Source organism: Bacteroides cellulolyticus (assembly GCF_025567135.1).
In the GTDB taxonomy this organism is placed as follows: Bacteria; Bacteroidota; Bacteroidia; order Bacteroidales; family Bacteroidaceae; genus Phocaeicola; species Phocaeicola cellulolyticus.
Genome location: NZ_JAOQJJ010000001.1, coordinates 338,019 through 357,846, shown reverse-complemented (window position 1 = coordinate 357,846; position 19,828 = coordinate 338,019). Strand labels below are relative to the sequence as shown.

The following is a 19,828-nucleotide window of genomic DNA, read 5'->3' as shown; positions in this document are numbered from 1 at the left end:
TCATATGAAATTTGAATTACAATATACCGATCCCAAATCAAATGCAAGAGCGGGGCTTATCACTACAGATCATGGACAGATAGAAACTCCAATATTTATGCCTGTAGGTACATTGGGTACGGTCAAAGGTGTGCAGCTACCGGAACTTAAAGAAGATATTAAAGCTCAGATAATACTGGGCAATACATATCATCTTTATCTGAGACCTGGACTGGATGTTATTGAAGGTGCGGGAGGATTGCATAAGTTCAACGGATTTGACCGTCCTATGCTGACTGACAGTGGAGGATTTCAGGTTTTTTCTCTTTCAGGCATAAGAAAAATGCGTGAGGAAGGTGTAGAATTCCGTTCACACATTGATGGTTCGAAACATTTGTTTACGCCTGAAAAGGTTATGGATATTGAGCGTACAATAGGGGCGGACATTATGATGGCATTCGATGAATGTGCTCCAGGTACTTCCGACTATCAATATGCAAAAAAATCAATGGAACTCACTCACAGATGGTTGGATAGGTGTATTACAAGGTTTAATGAGACTGAACCGAAGTATGGATACAACCAGTCATTGTTCCCTATAGTGCAGGGATGTGTTTATCCTGATTTGCGTAAGCGTTCTGCTGAATATATAGCTTCGAAAGGGGCTGATGGTAATGCAATAGGCGGACTTGCAGTGGGCGAACCTACAGAGAAGATGTACGAAATGATTGAGGTGGTAAATGAGATACTTCCTCAGGATAAGCCTAGATATCTTATGGGAGTAGGTACTCCTGTTAATATACTTGAAGGTATAGAACGAGGAGTCGATATGTTCGATTGTGTGATGCCGACACGCAACGGTAGAAACGGTATGCTGTTCACTAAGAACGGAATAATGAACATGCGCAATAAGAAATGGGAGAAAGATTATTCTCCTATTGAGACTGATGGTGCATCGTATGTAGATACCTTGTACAGTCGTGCCTACCTTCGTCATTTGTTCCATGCCGAAGAATTGTTGGCATTGCAGATAGCTTCTATACATAATCTGGCATTTTACTTATGGCTTGTCAAGGAAGCAAGAGCACATATAATAGCCGGTGATTTCTCTACCTGGAAGCCTGCTATGGTTGAGCGTCTTTCTACCAGATTGTGATTTGTGGACAGTAAAATCCATTGAACCCCTATAAAAATATGAAGGAGAAACTTGAAAAGATAAAGGATAAATATCTGAAACGTTTTTGGTTAAGACGTATAGACAGATATATAATGAAAAAATTCCTGGGCACATTCTTTTTTGCCCTGGCTCTTATTCTGTCTATATCTGTAGTGTTCGATATAAATGAAAATATTGATAGTTTTATCAATAATAAAGCTCCTGTTGAGGCTATCATATTCGATTACTACATGAACTTTGTTCCTTATTATGCCAATCTTTTCAGTCCTCTGTTTATTTTTATATCTGTGATATTTTTCACCAGTAAGTTGGCGGAGAATTCGGAAATCATAGCTATGTTTTCCACGGGTATGAGTTTCAAGAGGTTGTTGGTGCCATATTTCTTGTCTGCTGCCATTATTGCAATTGGAAGCTATATCCTAAGTTCGCAATATATACCTAAAGGCAGTATTACCCGAATAGACTTCGAAGCCAAATACAAGAATAAAAAGAAAGTAAATTATGCAAGGAACATCCAGCTTGTAGTCGATACTGGAACTATCGCCTATATGGAAAGATATGAGAATTATAATCTGACAGGCTACAGGTTCTCTCTTGACAAGTTTGAGGATAACAAGTTGGTTTCGCATCTCACAGCCCGACGTGCTACGTATGATACAACAAAGGTGCACAGATGGATAGTAAGGGATTATATGATAAGGGAAATGAAAGGTATGAAGGAGGTTATCACAAAAGGAGAGAGACTTGATACCATAATAAAGATGGAGCCGCAGGACTTCCTTATTACCCGAAATCAGTATGAAACCTTGACAAGTCCTGAATTGAAAACCTACATAGACAATCAGAAACGTCGTGGTTTTGCAAATATAAAGGAGTTTGAAGTGGAATATTACAAGCGTATAGCAACTCCTTTTGCGGCATTTATTCTGACTCTTATAGGAGCCTCGCTTTCTTCCAAGAAAGTGAAAGGTGGTATGGGACTCAATCTTGGAGTTGGTTTAGGTTTGAGTGCTTCATATATACTTTTCCAGACCATATCTTCCACATTTGCCATAAGTGGTAATGTGCCGCCGGTACTGGCCGTCTGGATACCTAATATATTATTCCTGTTTATTGCTATATATTTGTATATAAAAGCTCCAAAATAACAAAAAATATTGTTGGTAGTTTATTCCGTAACGCCTCGTAAAACAGTTGTCTGTTTTGCGGGGCGTTATTTCGTTATACTTTTTTAACGTACTGCTTTTTCAGTTTGTCGCTATAAAAAATCATGTCAATTTATGTAAGGATATTTTGTGTTTGAAAAATACAATAACTATACACATTTGTCTTTATGTAATGGATTTGTAAATATCTGTAATATAAAGAATTTGCTATACTTGTTCCGGCAGGAATTAAAAGTGGCAATATTACGTAAATTACATATTGTATGTTTTATGAAAAGACTATAAGGTGATATTGTAATATATATGATATGTATTTATCTGATAATTAACCGTGTATAGCTTGCGAAAATTTTTCTTTTATTTCTTGCTTAATTAAAAATAATGCTTTTTATTTGCACTCGAAAACGATAAACACATGAATAGTATGGAACACAAAATGCCTTTGGCTAACAATCATATTTCAGTTGACTGCGTAGTGGTTGGTTTCGATGGCGAACGACTGAGGGTCCTACTGCTTAGACGAATAGGCGAGGATAGCGGAGAAGTATTTCACGATATGAAATTACCGGGTAGTCTTATATATATGGATGAAGATTTGGATGGAGCCGCTATGCGTGTGTTAAACGAGCTTACAGGATTCAAGAATGTGAATCTTATGCAATTCAAAGCTTTCGGTTCAAAAGACAGAACAAAAAATCCTAAAGACGTCAGATGGCTTGAAAGGGCAGAGAAAGCAAAGGTGGAACGTATTGTTACCATAGCATATCTTTCTCTTGTGAAAATAGATAGAGCATTAAACAAGAATCTGGATAATTTTCAGGCAGAATGGGTTCCTTTGGATGAGGTGAAGGATTTGGCGTTTGACCATAATCTTATAATAGAGGAAGCGATGAAGTTCATACGTCAGTATGTGGAGTTCAATCCATCCTGTTTGTTCGATCTGCTTCCACGAAAATTTACAGCGTTGCAGTTGAGAGTTCTTTATGAAGTTCTGTTCGGCAAACAGATTGACGTCAGAAACTTCCATAAGAAGATTATGATGATGGAATACGTAATTCCTATGGACGAGTTCCAGCAAGGAGTCTCACACAGGGCTGCGAGATATTACAGATTTGACAAGAAGATATATAATAAGACAAGAAGATAATCTAAAACCATAATAACATGTATTTATTAGGATATGATATTGGTAGTTCGTCTGTTAAGGCGAGTTTGGTAAATGCCGTTACTGGCAAGTGTGTAGCTTCTGCTTTTTATCCTAAAACTGAAGCGGCTATTATAGCAGTTAAACAGGGATGGGCAGAACAGGAACCTGCAAACTGGTGGGAAAACCTCAAACTTTCCACTAAGGCAATAATGGCAGAGTCCGGAGTTAAGGCTGAAGATATCAAGGCGATTGGTATTTCTTATCAGATGCACGGACTTGTATGTGTAGATAAAAATCAGAATGTTCTTCGTCCTGCTATTATATGGTGCGACTCAAGAGCTGTCCCATACGGACAAAAGGCGTTCGAAACAATAGGCGAAGAGAAATGTCTGTCTCATTTGCTGAACTCTCCGGGTAACTTTACTGCATCAAAGCTTGCATGGATAAAAGAAAACGAACCGGAAATATTCGAGAAGATATATAAGATAATGCTTCCGGGCGATTACATCGCAATGCGATTGACAGGCGAGATCTGTACTACAGTATCAGGATTGTCAGAAGGAATGTTCTGGGATTTCAAGAACAACCGTGTGGCTGACTTCCTCATGGATTATTACGGCTTCGACAAGTCAATCATTGCAGACATCAAACCGACTTTCTCAGAACAGGGTAGAGTTACTGCAGCTGCAGCACAGGAATTGGGACTGAAAGAAGGTATTCCTGTTACATATCGTGCCGGAGACCAGCCTAACAATGCATTGTCACTTAATGTATTCAATCCTGGTGAAATAGCTTCTACAGCAGGTACTTCAGGAGTTGTATATGGTGTAAACGGTAAAGTGAACTACGATCCTAAATCAAGAGTAAATACTTTCGCTCATGTCAACCATACAGAAGAACAGACACGTCTCGGTGTGTTGCTGTGTATCAACGGTACAGGTATATTGAACTCATGGATCAAGCGTACAGTTGTTCCTGAAGGTGTTTCATACGCTGAAATGAATAATCTGGCAGCTCAGGCTCCTATAGGTTCGGGTGGCGTTAGTATATTGCCTTTCGGTAATGGCGCTGAACGTATGCTTCAGAACAAGGAAGTAGGATGCTCTATCAATGGTGTAAACTTTAATCTTCATACACGCAACCATATTATACGTGCAGCACAAGAAGGAATTGTGTTCTCTTTCAAATATGGTATAGATATTATGAAGGGCATGGGTATGGATGTACAGAAAATCCATGCAGGACATGCCAATATGTTCCTCAGCCCTATATTCCGTGAGACATTGGCCGGAGTGACAGGTGCTACAATTGAATTGTATGATACTGACGGTTCTGTAGGTGCAGCCAAAGGTGCCGGTATGGGAGCAGGTATCTATAAGGATAATAACGAGGCATTTGCAACACTTGAAAAACTTGAAGTTATCGAACCGAAACTGAGTGATGCCGCTGCTTATGCTGACGCTTACGGACGTTGGGTAGAATATTTGGAAAAACTTTAATAAAAAATAATATAATAGATTAATTGTCAACTTTAATATTAACTTTTTAAATTTTGAATATTATGGCAACAAAAGAGTACTTTCCTGGAATTGGAAAAATCAAATTTGAAGGTGTAGAAAGTAAAAACCCTATGGCTTTCCGTTACTACGATGCTGAAAAAGTAATCTTGGGTAAAAAGATGAAAGACTGGTTGAAGTTCTCTATGGCTTGGTGGCACACTTTGTGCGCTGAAGGTGGCGACCAGTTCGGTGGCGGAACTAAGTCTTTCCCTTGGAAAGGAAATGCTGACAAAGTACAGGCTGCTAAAGATAAAGCAGATGCTGGATTTGAAATCATGCAGAAATTGGGTATAGAATATTATTGCTTCCATGATGTTGACCTTTGTGATGAAGCAGAAACAATCGAAGAATATGAAGCTAACTTGAAAGAAGTTGTTGCTTACCTGAAACAGAAACAGGCTGAAACTGGCGTTAAACTGTTGTGGGGTACTGCAAACGTATTCGGACACGCACGTTATATGAACGGTGCTGCTACAAACCCTGATTTCGACGTTGTAGCTCGTGCTGCTGTTCAGATCAAGAATGCTATCGATGCTACTATCGAACTTGGTGGTACTAACTATGTATTCTGGGGCGGACGTGAAGGTTATATGTCACTTCTTAACACAGACCAGAAACGTGAAAAAGAACACTTGGCTCAGATGTTGACTCTTGCTCGTGACTATGCACGTTCTAAAGGCTTTACTGGTACATTCCTTATCGAACCAAAACCAATGGAGCCATCTAAACACCAGTATGATGTTGACACTGAAACAGTTATTGGTTTCTTGAAAGCTCACAACCTTGACAAGGACTTCAAAGTTAATATCGAAGTAAACCATGCTACTCTTGCCGGTCACACATTCGAACACGAACTTGCAGTAGCTGTTGACAACGGTATGCTTGGTTCTATCGATGCTAACCGTGGTGACTATCAGAACGGATGGGATACAGACCAGTTCCCAATCGACAACTACGAATTGATCCAGGCTATGATGCAGATTATCCGTGGCGGTGGTCTTGGAAACGGTGGTACTAACTTCGATGCTAAGACTCGTCGTAACTCTACTGACCTTGAAGATATCTTCATCGCTCACATCGCAGGTATGGATGCTATGGCTCGCGCTCTTGAAAATGCAGCTCGTTTGCTCGAAGAATCTCCATACAAGAAGATGCTTGCTGACCGTTACGCTTCATTCGATAGCGGTAAGGGTAAAGAGTTCGAAGAAGGTAAACTTACTCTTGAAGATGTTGTTGCTTATGCTAAGGCTAATGGCGAACCAAAACAGACTAGCGGTAAGCAGGAACTTTACGAGGCTATTGTAAATATGTATTGCTAATATCTGATTGAATGTCAGAGCATGGTCGGCGCACGGCTGTCGGCGGTATTAAACCTATGACAGCTGTGAGCCGGCTTATTTCGTTTTTATAATTTATAATCTTGATATTATGAATAATACAGAAAAAGGCAGCAAAGCTTATCTTTTTTCCATAGTCCTGGTAGCTGTATTAGGAGGATTGTTGTTTGGATACGACACGGCTGTTATCTCTGGAGCGGAAAAAGGACTTCAGGCATTCTTTATGGGTGCAAGTGATTTTACATATACCGATGCATGGCATGGCATTACTTCTTCCAGTGCGCTTATAGGTTGTATCATTGGTAGTGCCATATCAGGTTTCTTTGCTTCAAGATTTGGACGTAAGAACTCACTATTCATGGCAGGCATTATGTTCTTCCTATCAGCGTTAGGTTCATATTGGCCTGAGTTCCTTTTCTTTGATTATGGAAAACCTACATACTCATTATTGATAGCTTTCAATTTTTATCGTGTTCTAGGGGGAGTTGGTGTCGGTCTGGCTTCTGCCATTTGTCCTATGTATATAGCTGAGATTGCACCAAGTAATATTCGTGGAACATTGGTTTCATGGAACCAGTTTGCCATTATATTCGGTCAGTTAGTGGTGTATTTCGTTAATTTCCTTATTTTGGGAGACAATATAAATCCTGTTATCAAGGCAGTAGAAGGTGTAAATCAGATTATTAACCCTGGAGAAGCCGCTTGGACTATCGAGACCGGTTGGAGATTGATGTTCGTTAGCGAGGCTGTTCCTGCAGGACTTTTCACATTGCTTGTTTTGCTTGTGCCTGAAACTCCGAGATATCTTGCTATGGTTGGCAAGGATGAAAAAGCTTTGTTCGTACTTAGCAGAATCAATGGTCTGACTCAGGCTAAGGCAATACTTCAGGATATCAAGGCTACAGCCGAAGAAAAAACAGAAAAACTGTTTACTTACGGATGGACTGTTATTTTCGTAGGTATCATGCTTAGTGTATTCCAGCAGGCTGTAGGTATCAATGCCGTATTGTATTTTGCTCCTCGTATATTTGAAAGCATGGGTATGGGTAACCCGATGGTTCAGACAGTATTTATGGGTGTTGTGAACATATTATTCACTCTTCTTGCTATTTTCACAGTTGAACGTCTTGGAAGAAAGCCTCTTCTTATATGTGGATCTATAGGCATGGCCATAGGAGCACTTGGTGTGGCATTGAGTAACGCAGTTACTGGCCTTCCTGCTATTGTTCCTGTTGTCAGCATTATGATTTACAGTGCTTCGTTCATGTTCAGCTGGGGACCTATCTGCTGGGTTCTTATTGCAGAGATATTCCCTAATACTATTCGTGGTGGAGCTGTAGCTATAGCAGTGGCATTCCAGTGGATATTCAATTTCATTGTTTCTTCTACATTCCTTCCTATGTACAATATGAGTGCAGGTGATATGGGTGTGAAGTTTGGCCACATGTTCGTTTACGGACTTTATGGAGTGATTTGTATTCTTGCAGCTGTATTTGTATGGAAGATGGTTCCTGAAACAAAAGGCAAGACTCTGGAAGATATGACCAGACTTTGGAAGAAAAACAAGTAATTCCACGTTGTAATTTTTTTGATTATAGACATGCGAAAAAAACGTGCGTTCGTTTTATATAAAATGAACTGTCGTTTTTAGTAAAACGTGCGTTCATTTATTTTGAATGTATTGCAGCTAAATAATAAGCCCTAAAGGTCGCAATGATCTTTAGGGCTTAAATATTTTTATGTTGATGTCATGAATTTATTTAACGACAATTTCATCCAGGAAAATCCATCCTCCGTCTATATCTACCGCTTTAGCGTATATTCTTATAAATCTGGCTGTTGCCTTTCCCTCCCATGTGAAATCATGGAATATTACGCCTTCCATGTCTGTTGGAATATCATGTGTCAAAGTGTCCATGTCCTTAAATTTCTTACCGTCATTCGAAATCTGTACCTGAATGTATTTAGGCAGCCACACATACGGCCCTTTGGCCTGCATTCCAAGAATAGATATATTTGATATGCCGGTCTTTTCTCCTAAATCTATAACAGCGTCAACATCGGTATTGAGAAATCCCAGCCATTTCCCGTCATTATAACCTTGTCCTCCATGATATCCGTCTATAAGGGTGCTTTCTCCGGATGCCGGATAGTTTTTAGAATATTGGGTTTTGAGCGTTATTTTCTTCTTTATTGCCTTATGGTAATCAATGTCTTTTTCGAGAACTTTACCTACAGGTTTGCCATTGGCAAATGCGCGTGCGGACAGTTTCATTGTTCCTTTCACTGTCAGCGAATCTTTATATATAGGTGAGTTTACATCGGGTTCTGTTCCATCGGTGGTATAATGGATGTTTACACCGGTTTTCTCGCATGTCAAGGCAACTTTTATTTCTTTTTTGTCATAATCAATGCGTATTCTTGTTTCTATATCTGCCGAAAGGGTATAAGGGTTGAATCCCTTGTCTATAAGTCTTGGAATTTCATTGTTTACACGTTCTTTGAAATTATTCCAGTTCTTATTCTCCGGCATAGTCCATCCCACTTCTGCTATTGCAAGGATACGCGGATAAATCATATATTCCGTATGCTCAAGAGTAGGCATGTATTCTCTCCACACGTTACCCTGTACGCCTAAAATCATTTCTGCCTGTTCACTATTGAATGATGCTGGTATAGGGTTATACGAATATACCTTTTCAAGAGTCAGATAACCGCCAATGGCTTCAGGCTCGGTGGAAGGATTTGCCTGATAACCGTCAAGGTAGCAAAATTCTCCCGGTGTCATAACTACTTTATGACCGGCTTTTGCGGCAGTAATTCCTCCCTGTTCTCCACGCCATGACATGACAGTGGCATTTGGAGCAAGTCCTCCTTCAAGTATTTCATCCCATCCTATGATGTCACGTCCTTTGCTGTTCACGTACTGTTCTATGCGGTGTATCATGTAGCTTTGCAACTCATCTATGTTGTCAAGACCTTCTTCCTTCATCCTCTTTAAACAGTCAGGACATGTTTTCCATCCGCTCTTTACTGCTTCATCACCGCCAATATGTATGTAATGTGAAGGGAAAAGGTCAATCACTTCGTCAAGTACGTCTTGCAGAAAATCGAAAGTGGCTTCTTTGCCTATACAGAAATCAGAATTCTTGTACATGTCGTTTGAGCATGACAATAGGGGATAAGCTGCAAGTACCTCTTCCGAGTGACCGGGCATTTCTATTTCGGGGATTATTGTGATGTGCCTTTTTTCTGCATAATCAAGTATCTCCTTTATATCATCTTGTGTGTAATAGCCTCCGTAAGCGTTGGCGTCGTCCTGATTGCAGTAATGTCTGTCAGAATTCCACCATTCCTTCCATGTCTCATATGGGCGCCATGCGGCGAAATTTGTAAGTCGGGGATATTTTTTTATTTCAATTCTCCATCCGGCTCCGTCTGTCAGGTGCCAGTGGAATCGGTTCATCTTGTAACGTGCCAGCGCATCAAGTTGTTTCTTTACGAATTCCTTGCTGCTGAAGTGTCGTGATTCGTCAAGATGCAATCCACGGTATTCGAATCGCGGTTTGTCTAGAATTTCGATAGAAGTAATGAAGTTGTAATCGTTCTCTTCTGCCAGTTGTAATACAGACTGCAGGCCGTAGAAAAGACCTGATGATGTTTGCGCTGAAATTTCTATGCCATTAGGAGATATTTTGAGAATATATCCTTCGTCTCCTAAATTATTGTCGGAGACTGTTTCCATTTTAATAAATCTGTCCGAACGGTTGTCGGCAGAATAGTCTATTTTCAATGGAGTAGTTTTGATATAGCTCACCATATCATCAAGCTCTTTTCCAGTCAGATTTGTTTTAAATGCCAAATCAGAGGACAGTTCTAATCTACCTTCCTTCACCGTCATTTCTTGGGGGTGCGGAATTACATTTTGTGCTGTCGTAACATTGAAGTTTGCTAGGAACGACAGGCACAATAAGAATGAGATTGTTCTTTTTTTCATTGTATCAGGTTTTGTGGTTTGAGGATTTTCAGGGTAGTATTAGCTTATTTTTTATACTTTTTCAGTTCTGGCAATATCTTGTTTATTTCGTTTATTCTGTGTGCATCACTTGGGTGTGTGCTCATAAATTCAGGAACACCGCCACCGGACTGTGCCGACATTTTCTGCCAGAAATTAACGGCAACTTCAGGATTATATCCGGCAATTGTCATCAGTATAAGCCCCATATAGTCGGCTTCCAGCTCATGCGTTCTTGAGAAAGGAAGCATCACGCCATACTGCGCACCTATTCCGTAAACTGTTCCAGCTACGTTTTTTACCATAGCACTTTTTTCAGACAATGCAGCCGAAAGTATTTGCGACCCATATTGTGCCGCAATCTGCTGGCTCATTCTTTCATTGCTGTGTTTAGCTACGGCATGTGCCACCTCATGACCTATCACAACAGCCAGTTCATCGTCTGATGCTACTAGTTTCATAAGTCCTTCGTAAACCACAATTTTTCCACCAGGCATACAGAACGCATTGACCTGTTTGTCGGCTACAAGATTGAATTCCCAGGAAAAGTTCTTGATCTCGTCCGACATCCCTGCTTGTCTGAGATACTCTTCTGTAGCTGCGGCTATCTTCTGACCTACACGTTTGACCATAGCCGTTTGTGATGAAGATGTCGATTTTTGTGCAGTCTTGATATAATCATTATATTGTGTGAGGCTTGACGACAGAACCTCAGAATCGGAAACAAGTAATAATTGTTTTCTGCCTGTCAGTGGAACTGAACCACAGCTTGTGAGAAGACATATTAGAGCGAATATAAAGATGTATTTCTTTTCCATAAAGTTGATATTATAATATTATAGGCAAATATGATAAAAAAAAACGATTATTCAAAGTGTATGTGGTGGGAACGGATTATCTATACTCATTCTAATTAGAGCCTGTCGCTTACACATTGCATGTATAATTCTTCAAAAATATTCTTATTATTTCTACTTTTGTATGAATATGTATATAAATGACATTATTATATTATGTTGAGAAAAGTTAGACAGATTCTTGCACTGGTGTTTTTCCTTTGTATAACACTATTGTTCCTTGATTTTACCGGGACAGTGCATGCCTGGTTTGGTTGGATGGCAAAAATTCAGTTTATGCCGGCTTTATTTGCTGTAAATGCAGTGGTATTGGTATTCTTATTCCTGCTCACATTAATTCTGGGGCGTGTATATTGTTCCGTTATTTGTCCTTTAGGAATTATGCAGGATGTGATTTCGCGTATCGGCGGGATGCGTAAGAATAAGAAAAACAGGTTCACCTATTCGCCGGCACTCTTTTATCTGAGATATGTAGTTCTGGCAATATTTATCGCCGCATTTTTTCTAGGAGCAGGCTCGGTGGTAGCTTTGCTGTCGCCATATAGCTCATACGGAAGGATAGCCTCAAATCTGTTGGCTCCGATATGGCAGTTTGGCAATAATATCCTGGCATATTTTGCAGAACGTGCAGAAAGTTATGCTTTTTATTCTACAGAGGTTTGGATAAAGACTCTTCCTACATTTATTATAGCCATAGTCACTTTCATTACAATATTTGTTCTGGCATGGCGTAACGGACGTACTTATTGCAATACTATCTGTCCGGTAGGTACAATATTGGGCTTTATTTCACGATTCTCTATTTTCAGAATTGAGATAGACAAAGATAAATGTAAGAACTGTCGTCTTTGTTCCAGACAGTGCAAATCGTCATGTATCGACATCAAGAATCATAACATAGATTACACACGTTGTGTGGCATGTATGAATTGTCTTGATTCATGTAAGCATGATGCTATACATTATGTATCTCGCTTCCGTAAGGACAAGGGAAATGAGGTGAAGACAGATAGTAAGGGGGAAACAGACAATTCCAGAAGAGCATTTCTTACAACTGCTGCAGTGATTACAGCAGGAAGTGCATTGAAGGCACAGGAAATGAAGGTTGACGGCGGACTTGCAAAAATAATAGACAAGAAAGTTCCTCATAGAAATACACCTATACTTCCTCCGGGAGCATTGAGCAAGAACAGTTTCGCCAAGCAGTGTACCGGATGCCAGTTGTGCGTCTCTGTATGTTCCAATCAGGTGTTGCGTCCTTCAACGGACCTTATGCGTCTTATGCAGCCTGAAATGTCGTATGAAAAAGGCTATTGCCGTCCGGAATGTACCAAGTGTTCCGAAGTGTGTCCTACAGGTGCAATAAATCTTATCTCACTGGCCGACAAGGCTTCTACCCAGATAGGACATGCCGTATTCATAATGGAGAACTGTGTTGCAGTTAAGGATGGAGTGGAATGCGGTAACTGTGCGTGTCATTGTCCTGCTGCCGCCATAAAGATGATACGCAGGGATAAAGACGATAAGAACTCGCCTAGAATACCTTCTGTCAATGTGGAAAGATGTATAGGCTGTGGAGCATGCGAGAACCTTTGTCCGTCACGTCCTTTCAGCGCAATATATGTGGAGGGACATGAACGCCATAGAATGATTTAATAATAAAGATTGTAGTATGGAAAAGAAAAATATAAATCGAAGGGATTTTATAAAGATAGTAGGGATAAGTACAGCTACGGTTAGCGGACTGTTTTATGGATGTGGAAAAGGTAAATCTGATGAAAATGTCTCTTCAGACCCTACATCACCGGTTCCAGTGGATAAGATGACATATCGTACTTCCAGCTGTGGTGACAAGGTCTCATTGCTGGGATATGGCTGTATGCGATGGCCTACACTTAAATCTCCGGCAGGTGACGGTAATGTGATAGATCAGGATGCAGTAAATGAGCTTATTGACTATGCCATGGCGCATGGAGTGAACTATTACGACACGTCTCCGGTTTATGTACAGGGATGGTCGGAAAAATCAACAGGTATAGCTCTTAAACGTCATCCGAGGGATAAGTTCTATGTAGCAACAAAGCTGTCGAATTTCTCTAACTATACGCGCGAGAATTCCATAAAGATGTACAAGAGGTCGTTCGAGGAACTTCAGGTGGACTATATCGACTATTATCTGCTTCATTCCATCGGCAATGGCGGCATAAAGACTTTCCGTGCCAGATATATTGAGAACGGAATGCTTGACTATCTCATTGAGGAAAGAAAAGCAGGGAGAATCCGTAATCTCGGATTTTCGTTCCATGGTACAAAAGAAGTGTTCGATGAGGTACTTGCCATGCACGAAAAGGTGCATTGGGATTTCGTGCAAATACAGTTGAACTATGTTGACTGGCGTCATGCATCAGGAAATAATGTAAATGCAGAATATCTTTATGCGGAGTTGGAAAAACGTAATATTCAGGCAATAATAATGGAACCGTTGCTTGGTGGTCGTTTGTCGAATGTCCCACAACATATAGTTGACAGGTTTAAACAGAACAGACCGACTGAGAGTGTCGCGTCTTGGGCTTTCCGATTTGCCGGAACTTGGGATAAGGTGCTTACTGTCCTGAGCGGTATGACATATATGGAACATTTGCAGGACAATATCCGTACATACTCTCCATTAGTCCATCTTACAGATGAGGACAAGGAATTCCTTGAAGAGACAGCACAGCTTATAAAGAAATATCCTACAGTGCCTTGCAATGACTGTAAATACTGTATGCCATGTCCATACGGTATAGATATTCCTGCCATATTGGTTCACTACAACAAGTGTGTCAACGAAGGTAATGTACCGAAGTCAAGTAAGGACGAGAATTATGACAAGGCACGCAGGGCATATCTTGTAGGTTACGACAGAAGTGTCCCTAAACTGAGACAGGCAAGCCATTGCATTGGCTGCAAACAATGTATAGAGCATTGTCCGCAGGATATAAATATTCCTCGTGAATTGCATCGTATAGACAGTTTTGTAGAGTCATTAAAGCAAAATAAGTTATGATTCAATCTTGGAATGGTGAGATGTCGTCATTGAAAGATGAGTTGCAGAAAGGCGGCTGGTCGTGCGTCATAGGCAATGGTGCTGAAATGCGGACATTCTCACGCAGAGGTGTAGCAGATTTGTATAATATACTTATGACTGAGCCTGAATTACTTGGAGGAGCTTCAATAGCCGATAAGGTAGTAGGGAAGGGAGCAGCTGCACTAATGATTTTAGGAAAAGTTTCAAGACTTCATACACATATAATAAGTACTCCGGCATTGGCCTTATTGCGCAGTGCCGGAGTAATTACCGATTTTGATATAGAGACAAATTATATTATAAACCGTGACGGAACAGGACGTTGCCCTGTCGAGACATTGTGCGATGGACTGTCTGAACCGGAAAAAATGCTGCCTTTTATATCGGATTTTCTTTCCAAAATACGTTCCTGAAATATTTACAGTTCAAAGATTCCTGTAGGCGACGTTCTTCTCAAAGGAATAACTTCCAGATCTCTGCCAACAATTATATCCTTTGATTTTAAAGCGGTTTCTACTGTCTTCAAAGCCAGTTCGGGATGATTGTTGTCTTTGCTTAAATGGCATAGCCACAGGTATTTCAGTTGTGAAGGAAAATTACAGGAAATAAACTCTGCCAGTTCCTTGTTGCATAAATGTCCGTTGCCGCTTGCAATTCTTTCTTTCAGGTGGGTAGGATAAGGCCCTGTGTCAAGCATAGTCTTATCGTAGTTCGCTTCCATCACCAGATAGTCGGAAATGCTTACAAACTGGGCTACGGTAGGAGTGATGCGTCCTATATCTGTTATGAACGTAAACACCTTGTCGCATATCTTTATGCTATACCCGACATTGTCTGTCGAGTCGTGTGGGACCTCAAAACATGTAATTTCAAGATCGTTCAGCTGGACAGTCTCTCCTTTGCTGATATATCTTTTCATGTTCTCGGCCAGCTTTTCAGTCATACAGTAGCTTCTTTTCATACCTTCGTGCACTTCCGGTGTTGCATATATAGGTATGTTGTGCTTTCCTGCCAGATGGCCTACAGCCTTGATGTGGTCAGCATGGTCGTGTGTAACAAATACGGCTTTAATCTCATTCAAATCTATGCAGTGTTCCTTAAAAATCTTTTTTACTGAACGTATTCCCAACCCACCATCTATCAATACGGACGTGTTACCATTGCTCAGATAATAGCAGTTTCCGCTACTTCCACTGGCAAGGCTTAAAAACTTTATATTCATATCGTTATTTCGTATTTTGTGTTCTTATGACTTTTGAAGTCGAAAAAAGTTGTGCGAAATTACAAAAAATAGGCATAAAAAACTAGTGCAACATTGAATTTATGGGTATAGACATCAGGCAATGCTATGCAGAAAGAATATTTTTTGTACTTTTGCAACTGCAATTTTAATCGACTGTAACTGAATGAAACCACAATTTCTCATAGGAGGAGCAACATCCGGGAGCGGAAAGACAGTTTTCGCTTTAGGGCTTCTTCGTGCCTTGAGAAAGAGGGGGATAAAGGTGCAGCCGTTCAAGTGTGGTCCCGATTTTATGGATACACAATTGCATGCCATTTCTTCAGGAACAGATTCTGTAAATCTTGACTCATGGTTTGCAGGACGGACACATCTCCAGTATGTGTATAACAAATATGGAGAGAAGTCAGATGTGAGTGTCATAGAAGGTAATTCAGCATTGTTTGACGGATATAAGAGAATGCAAGGCAGTAGTGCGGAGATTTCGCAACTTCTTTCAGTTCCTGTAATATTGGTTGTCAATGCCAGATCTGCTGCATATTCCATTGCTCCGATGCTTTATGGATATAAGTTCTTCCGTCCTCAGGTAAGGATTGTTGGTGTAGTTTTCACTCAAGTGTCATCTCCTACGCATTTTTCTTATTTAAAGGATGCCTGTAACGATGCAGGGCTGCACACTCTGGGATATATTCCGTTTGATGATACCTTAAAACTTCCTTCGCGTCATTCAGCATATACACAGACCGTAAGGGCTGAAATAGACGAGATTTCAGAAAAGGTGTCGGTTTATATAGAGCAAAATATGGATATAGACCGTATTTTGAAAATGTGTACACGTATTTTCCCATGTGAATATACGTTACCATATACTTCCGATGTAGAAGAAACCGCATACCAATTCTATAGTCCAAGGAAATATCGTATAGCGATTGCGCGCGATTCTGCATTTAACCAGATATATAAGGAAAATCTTGACTGTCTATCGGCTTTAGGTACAATTACTTTTTTCAGTCCGCTGTACGGAAATAATCTTCCGGAAGCTGATCTTGTGTATATCCCAGGAGGTTATCCCGAATTTTATGCACGCCAATTACACAGAAGAAAACCTTTTATGAAACAATTGAAGGAATATGCTGAAAACGGTGGACATTTATTGGCAGAGTGTGGTGGTTTGGTTTTATTGTCAAGCTCTCTGACGGTACGCGATGGTGGCAGTGCATACGAAATGAGTGGCGTGTTTCCGTTTCATTGTACAATGAAAGATTCCTGCCTGCATACAGGATACCGTTCTTTAGATTTGAATGGTATATCTCTTAAAGGTCATGAATTCCGGTATTCTTCTTTCGGTATTGATGATAAAACAGAACTGCGTGATATCAAGTGTCTGACAGTGAATAATACACGTGGCAATGATGCCGGTACTCCGGTTTACAGATATAAGAATGTGATAGCAGGCTTCACCCATTGGTATTGGGGTGAAACCGATATTATGAAGCTGTGGAAATGACAGTCAAAATCAGAACCATTCCTTAAATTCTGAGGCCTTAGCCTTGCTTATAATGATTTTATCCTTCAAGTCCATTGGAATGTTCAGGTTTATTACCAGACGTCCGTTAAACCACAGGCTGATGTCCTTTATTGCTTTTCTTGAAATGAGAAACTGGCGGTTTGCCCTGAAGAAAAGTTTTGGATTCAGCATTTCCGTAAGTTCGTCCAGTGAAAGAGTGGAAGGATATTGCTTTCCGTCAGCATTGACTGCCTTTACCTGTCCGTCTGATATATAGAAGAACAAAATAGATTCTACAGCCAATGGTATGAATCTGTCGCCTTTTTCCGGAATAAGGAAATGCGATTTATAGTTTTCTTCCTTATTCAGCCTTTTTATTATTTCATTTATCATGTTGTTCTGTTGGGCTGCTTCCTGTTCTTTGCAAGGCATATTTGTGTGAAGCAGTTTTAGTTTGTCAAATGCTTTCTTCAGATCCTCAGCATTGATAGGTTTCAGCAGATAGTCTATACTGTTTACCTTGAAAGCTTTCAGGGCATACTCATCGTATGCAGTGGTGAAAATAATAGGGCAGGTTATATCTATACTGTCAAAAATTTCGAATGCAGAGCCGTCGGCCAGATGTATGTCCATAAATATTAGGTCGGGCATCGGATTGTTTTCCAGCCACTCCAGACTTTCGCATATACTGTCAGCACAGCCAACTATTTCGGCTTCACTGCACACATCCTCCAATATGGCTTTCAGATTTCTTAGTGCTGCTTTTTCATCTTCAATGATAAATATCTTCATATCAGTCTTGGTTTATATAAGAGGTAAAACAACAGTAAATGTGTTATCTGTTTCAATTATCTCAATATCTTTCTTATATAACAGTTTATATCTGTTGCTCAGGTTGCTAAGCCCTATGCCCGTGCTGCTTACAGTGCCTCTCCTTAGCTGTAGTCTGTTGGAAACCTCAATGGAATCATTCTTTGTTCTGACTTCTATGCTTAACGGATGTCTGTTGCTTATCTCGTTGTGTTTAACTGCGTTCTCTATCAGTAACTGTATAGACATTTTTGGAAGCTTCTTGTTCATTTCAGATTCGGCAATTTCGAATTTGAATGTAAGATTGTCCTCATATCTCATTTTCAGAAGATATATGTAGGAATACACGAATTCCATTTCTTCTTTTACTGATATGGAATGTGAGTCACTGTCTTTCTGCAAGGTATATCTCATTACTTTTGACAGTTCGTTCAGATATTCCTGGGCTTTTTCAGGTGATTCCCTTATCAGTGAATATAGTGTATTAAGCGAATTGAAAAGCATGTGTGGGTTTAACTGGTTTTTCAATGCTTCAAACTGGTTGGCTATGTTCTCTATCTTCAGTTGTTGCATTTCCATCATCACCTTTCTGCTTTTCAGGCTTCTGTTCATCAGATAACAGCTCAGGGTGATTATTCCTGCCAGAAGGAAATCTCTCAGTGGATGTGTATATACGTGTACACTGGCTTCTATGGCGGGTATGCCGTATGCCCTGTGAAGAAGTACGAAACACTTTCCCATTATTCCGTTAAGCAACAGATCCAGGAAAAACATGATAAATACTTTTTTTGTACTTAATTCTATGCTTTCGCCATTGAACCTGAAAATTATTCTGTTGAGCCAGAACAGTATGATAATGGACAGATAGGTGAACAGAACTTCGCTGCCAACCTGTGTCCAGTCTAATCCGGGATATACAGTGTTGGCCTCTTCGGGGCTGAATAACGCTATCAGTTCCGGAAAATTCATGGTAAATGTCACGGTTATCCCAATGGCATTTACCAGTAAATGATATTTGTTTCTGCTGAAATATTTCATTCCGCAAAGTTACATATTTTTATTCAGTTGCGCATTTACATACATGCCCGGGCGGAATAATTTGTTTGTTTCCTTCACCTTGGCATATACGTTTATAGATCGGTTTTCTGTGTTTACAGTCTGGTCGATAGATGTAATTTCTGCATTAAACGTAGTATCTTTTATGCCATTTACAGTAAATGTCAGATTATCACCGATGTTCAGATGTGCAAGATCTTTTTCGTATGCTGTAAGCAGAAGCATTATTTCCGATTTGTTTATGATTTTACATACCGATTCTCCTTCACCTACATATGTTCCAAGATTTACATTCATATTTGTGACATATCCGCTTATCGGAGCCTTTACCTCAAGATACGTTTTGATACCGTTCTTCAGAAGTTTGTCAGTGTCAACATCCAGCAGTGTAAGTTTGGCTTTCGATGCTTCCAGCTGGCTCTTCATGGAAAGATATTCTGCCTTGCTCTGTTCGAATTTCTTTTCAGATGCAGCCTCTTCAGAGACAAGTTTTTCCTGTCTTTTGAATTCTTTTTCCAGGAATTCTGTCTGTGCATTGGCAGTCAGGAATTCCTGCTGCAGAAGAATGAAATCCGGATTTTTTAGCGAGGCTATTATCTCTCCGCTTTTCACGTAGTCGCCTTCAAATACGGATATTTCGTGTATTGAGCCGCCCATGGTCAGTGTAAGTGTGGAACTCATTTTAGGAGGCATTATTATTACTCCGTTGAATGACACAGGAGGCATTACCTGTGTAGCTCCGGTGTTGGCGTCTGTTTCTTCTGATTCCGCATTGCTATTTGCTGTAGTGTCTTCAATAGTGATGTTTTCACTTACTGTTTCATTTGATGAACTGTTTTCTCCCGAACAGCCCATTATGATAAAGGCTGAGAATATGCTAATCGGTAAAAATATCTTTTTCATGTCTT

At 40.1% G+C, this 19,828-nt stretch carries 16 protein-coding genes; 10 read left to right on the top strand and 6 right to left on the bottom strand.

Annotated features, from left to right (window positions below):
• Positions 1-4: 4 nt before the first annotated feature.
• From tgt to xylE, 6 genes are all read left to right on the top strand, one after another.
• Entirely contained in the window at positions 5-1,135 is a 1,131-nt protein-coding gene (tgt, locus tag OCV82_RS01545; RefSeq protein WP_154042776.1) for a tRNA guanosine(34) transglycosylase Tgt, read from the top strand.
• 38 nt (positions 1,136-1,173) lie between these two features.
• Positions 1,174-2,304 (top strand): LptF/LptG family permease, encoded by a 1,131-nt coding sequence (locus OCV82_RS01540; protein ID WP_154042775.1) that lies wholly within the window; start codon positions 1,174-1,176, stop codon positions 2,302-2,304.
• Between the two features lie 433 nt (positions 2,305-2,737).
• Positions 2,738-3,469, top strand: coding sequence for an NUDIX hydrolase (locus tag OCV82_RS01535; protein ID WP_154042774.1), 732 nt, complete (start codon positions 2,738-2,740; stop codon positions 3,467-3,469).
• Positions 3,470-3,486: 17 nt separating this feature from the next.
• Positions 3,487-4,968 carry a xylulokinase gene (locus tag OCV82_RS01530; RefSeq protein WP_154042773.1) on the top strand — a complete coding sequence of 494 codons (1,482 nt, stop codon included), beginning with the start codon at positions 3,487-3,489 and terminating at the stop codon, positions 4,966-4,968.
• A 62-nt stretch (positions 4,969-5,030) separates the two neighbouring features.
• Positions 5,031-6,347, top strand: a complete 1,317-nt coding sequence (gene xylA, locus OCV82_RS01525) for a xylose isomerase (RefSeq protein WP_154042772.1) — start codon at positions 5,031-5,033, stop codon at positions 6,345-6,347.
• Between the two features lie 109 nt (positions 6,348-6,456).
• Positions 6,457-7,935, top strand: a complete 1,479-nt coding sequence (gene xylE / locus OCV82_RS01520) for a D-xylose transporter XylE (RefSeq protein ID WP_154042771.1) — start codon at positions 6,457-6,459, stop codon at positions 7,933-7,935.
• Between the two features lie 186 nt (positions 7,936-8,121).
• Here xylE and OCV82_RS01515 read toward each other — a convergent pair whose 3' ends face one another.
• A complete protein-coding gene (locus OCV82_RS01515) occupies positions 8,122-10,362 on the bottom strand; it encodes a glycoside hydrolase family 20 protein (RefSeq protein WP_154042770.1) in 2,241 nt (746 codons plus the stop codon).
• A 44-nt stretch (positions 10,363-10,406) separates the two neighbouring features.
• The gene (locus OCV82_RS01510) at positions 10,407-11,198 is read right to left on the bottom strand and encodes a M48 family metallopeptidase (RefSeq protein ID WP_154042769.1); all 792 of its coding nucleotides are present in this window, start codon (positions 11,196-11,198) and stop codon (positions 10,407-10,409) included.
• Between the two features lie 195 nt (positions 11,199-11,393).
• Between OCV82_RS01510 and OCV82_RS01505 the strand changes: the two genes are divergently transcribed.
• From OCV82_RS01505 to OCV82_RS01495, 3 genes are read left to right on the top strand one after another with little or no spacing between them, the layout of a single operon-like run.
• Positions 11,394-12,893, top strand: coding sequence for a 4Fe-4S binding protein (locus OCV82_RS01505; RefSeq protein WP_154042768.1), 1,500 nt, complete (start codon positions 11,394-11,396; stop codon positions 12,891-12,893).
• Positions 12,894-12,909: 16 nt separating this feature from the next.
• Positions 12,910-14,286 (top strand): aldo/keto reductase, encoded by a 1,377-nt coding sequence (locus OCV82_RS01500; protein WP_154042767.1) that lies wholly within the window; start codon positions 12,910-12,912, stop codon positions 14,284-14,286.
• 20 nt (positions 14,287-14,306) lie between these two features.
• Entirely contained in the window at positions 14,307-14,720 is a 414-nt protein-coding gene (locus OCV82_RS01495) for a DUF1893 domain-containing protein (protein ID WP_154043070.1), read from the top strand.
• Between the two features lie 5 nt (positions 14,721-14,725).
• Here the strand turns inward: OCV82_RS01495 and OCV82_RS01490 are convergent, their stop codons facing one another.
• Positions 14,726-15,529 carry an MBL fold metallo-hydrolase gene (locus OCV82_RS01490; protein ID WP_154042766.1) on the bottom strand — a complete coding sequence of 268 codons (804 nt, stop codon included), beginning with the start codon at positions 15,527-15,529 and terminating at the stop codon, positions 14,726-14,728.
• A gap of 184 nt (positions 15,530-15,713) precedes the next feature.
• Between OCV82_RS01490 and OCV82_RS01485 the strand changes: the two genes are divergently transcribed.
• Complete coding sequence (locus tag OCV82_RS01485; protein WP_154042765.1) at positions 15,714-17,054, top strand: cobyrinate a,c-diamide synthase; 1,341 nt, start codon at positions 15,714-15,716, stop codon at positions 17,052-17,054.
• A 9-nt stretch (positions 17,055-17,063) separates the two neighbouring features.
• On the opposite strand, the gene OCV82_RS01480 is transcribed toward OCV82_RS01485, so the two are convergent.
• From OCV82_RS01480 to OCV82_RS01470, 3 genes are read right to left on the bottom strand one after another with little or no spacing between them, the layout of a single operon-like run.
• Positions 17,064-17,846 (bottom strand): LytR/AlgR family response regulator transcription factor, encoded by a 783-nt coding sequence (locus tag OCV82_RS01480; protein ID WP_154042764.1) that lies wholly within the window; start codon positions 17,844-17,846, stop codon positions 17,064-17,066.
• Positions 17,847-17,858: 12 nt separating this feature from the next.
• The gene (locus OCV82_RS01475; RefSeq protein WP_154042763.1) at positions 17,859-18,902 is read right to left on the bottom strand and encodes a sensor histidine kinase; all 1,044 of its coding nucleotides are present in this window, start codon (positions 18,900-18,902) and stop codon (positions 17,859-17,861) included.
• Between the two features lie 9 nt (positions 18,903-18,911).
• Complete coding sequence (locus OCV82_RS01470) at positions 18,912-19,823, bottom strand: efflux RND transporter periplasmic adaptor subunit (protein ID WP_154042762.1); 912 nt, start codon at positions 19,821-19,823, stop codon at positions 18,912-18,914.
• Between the last annotated feature and the right edge of the window lie 5 nt (positions 19,824-19,828).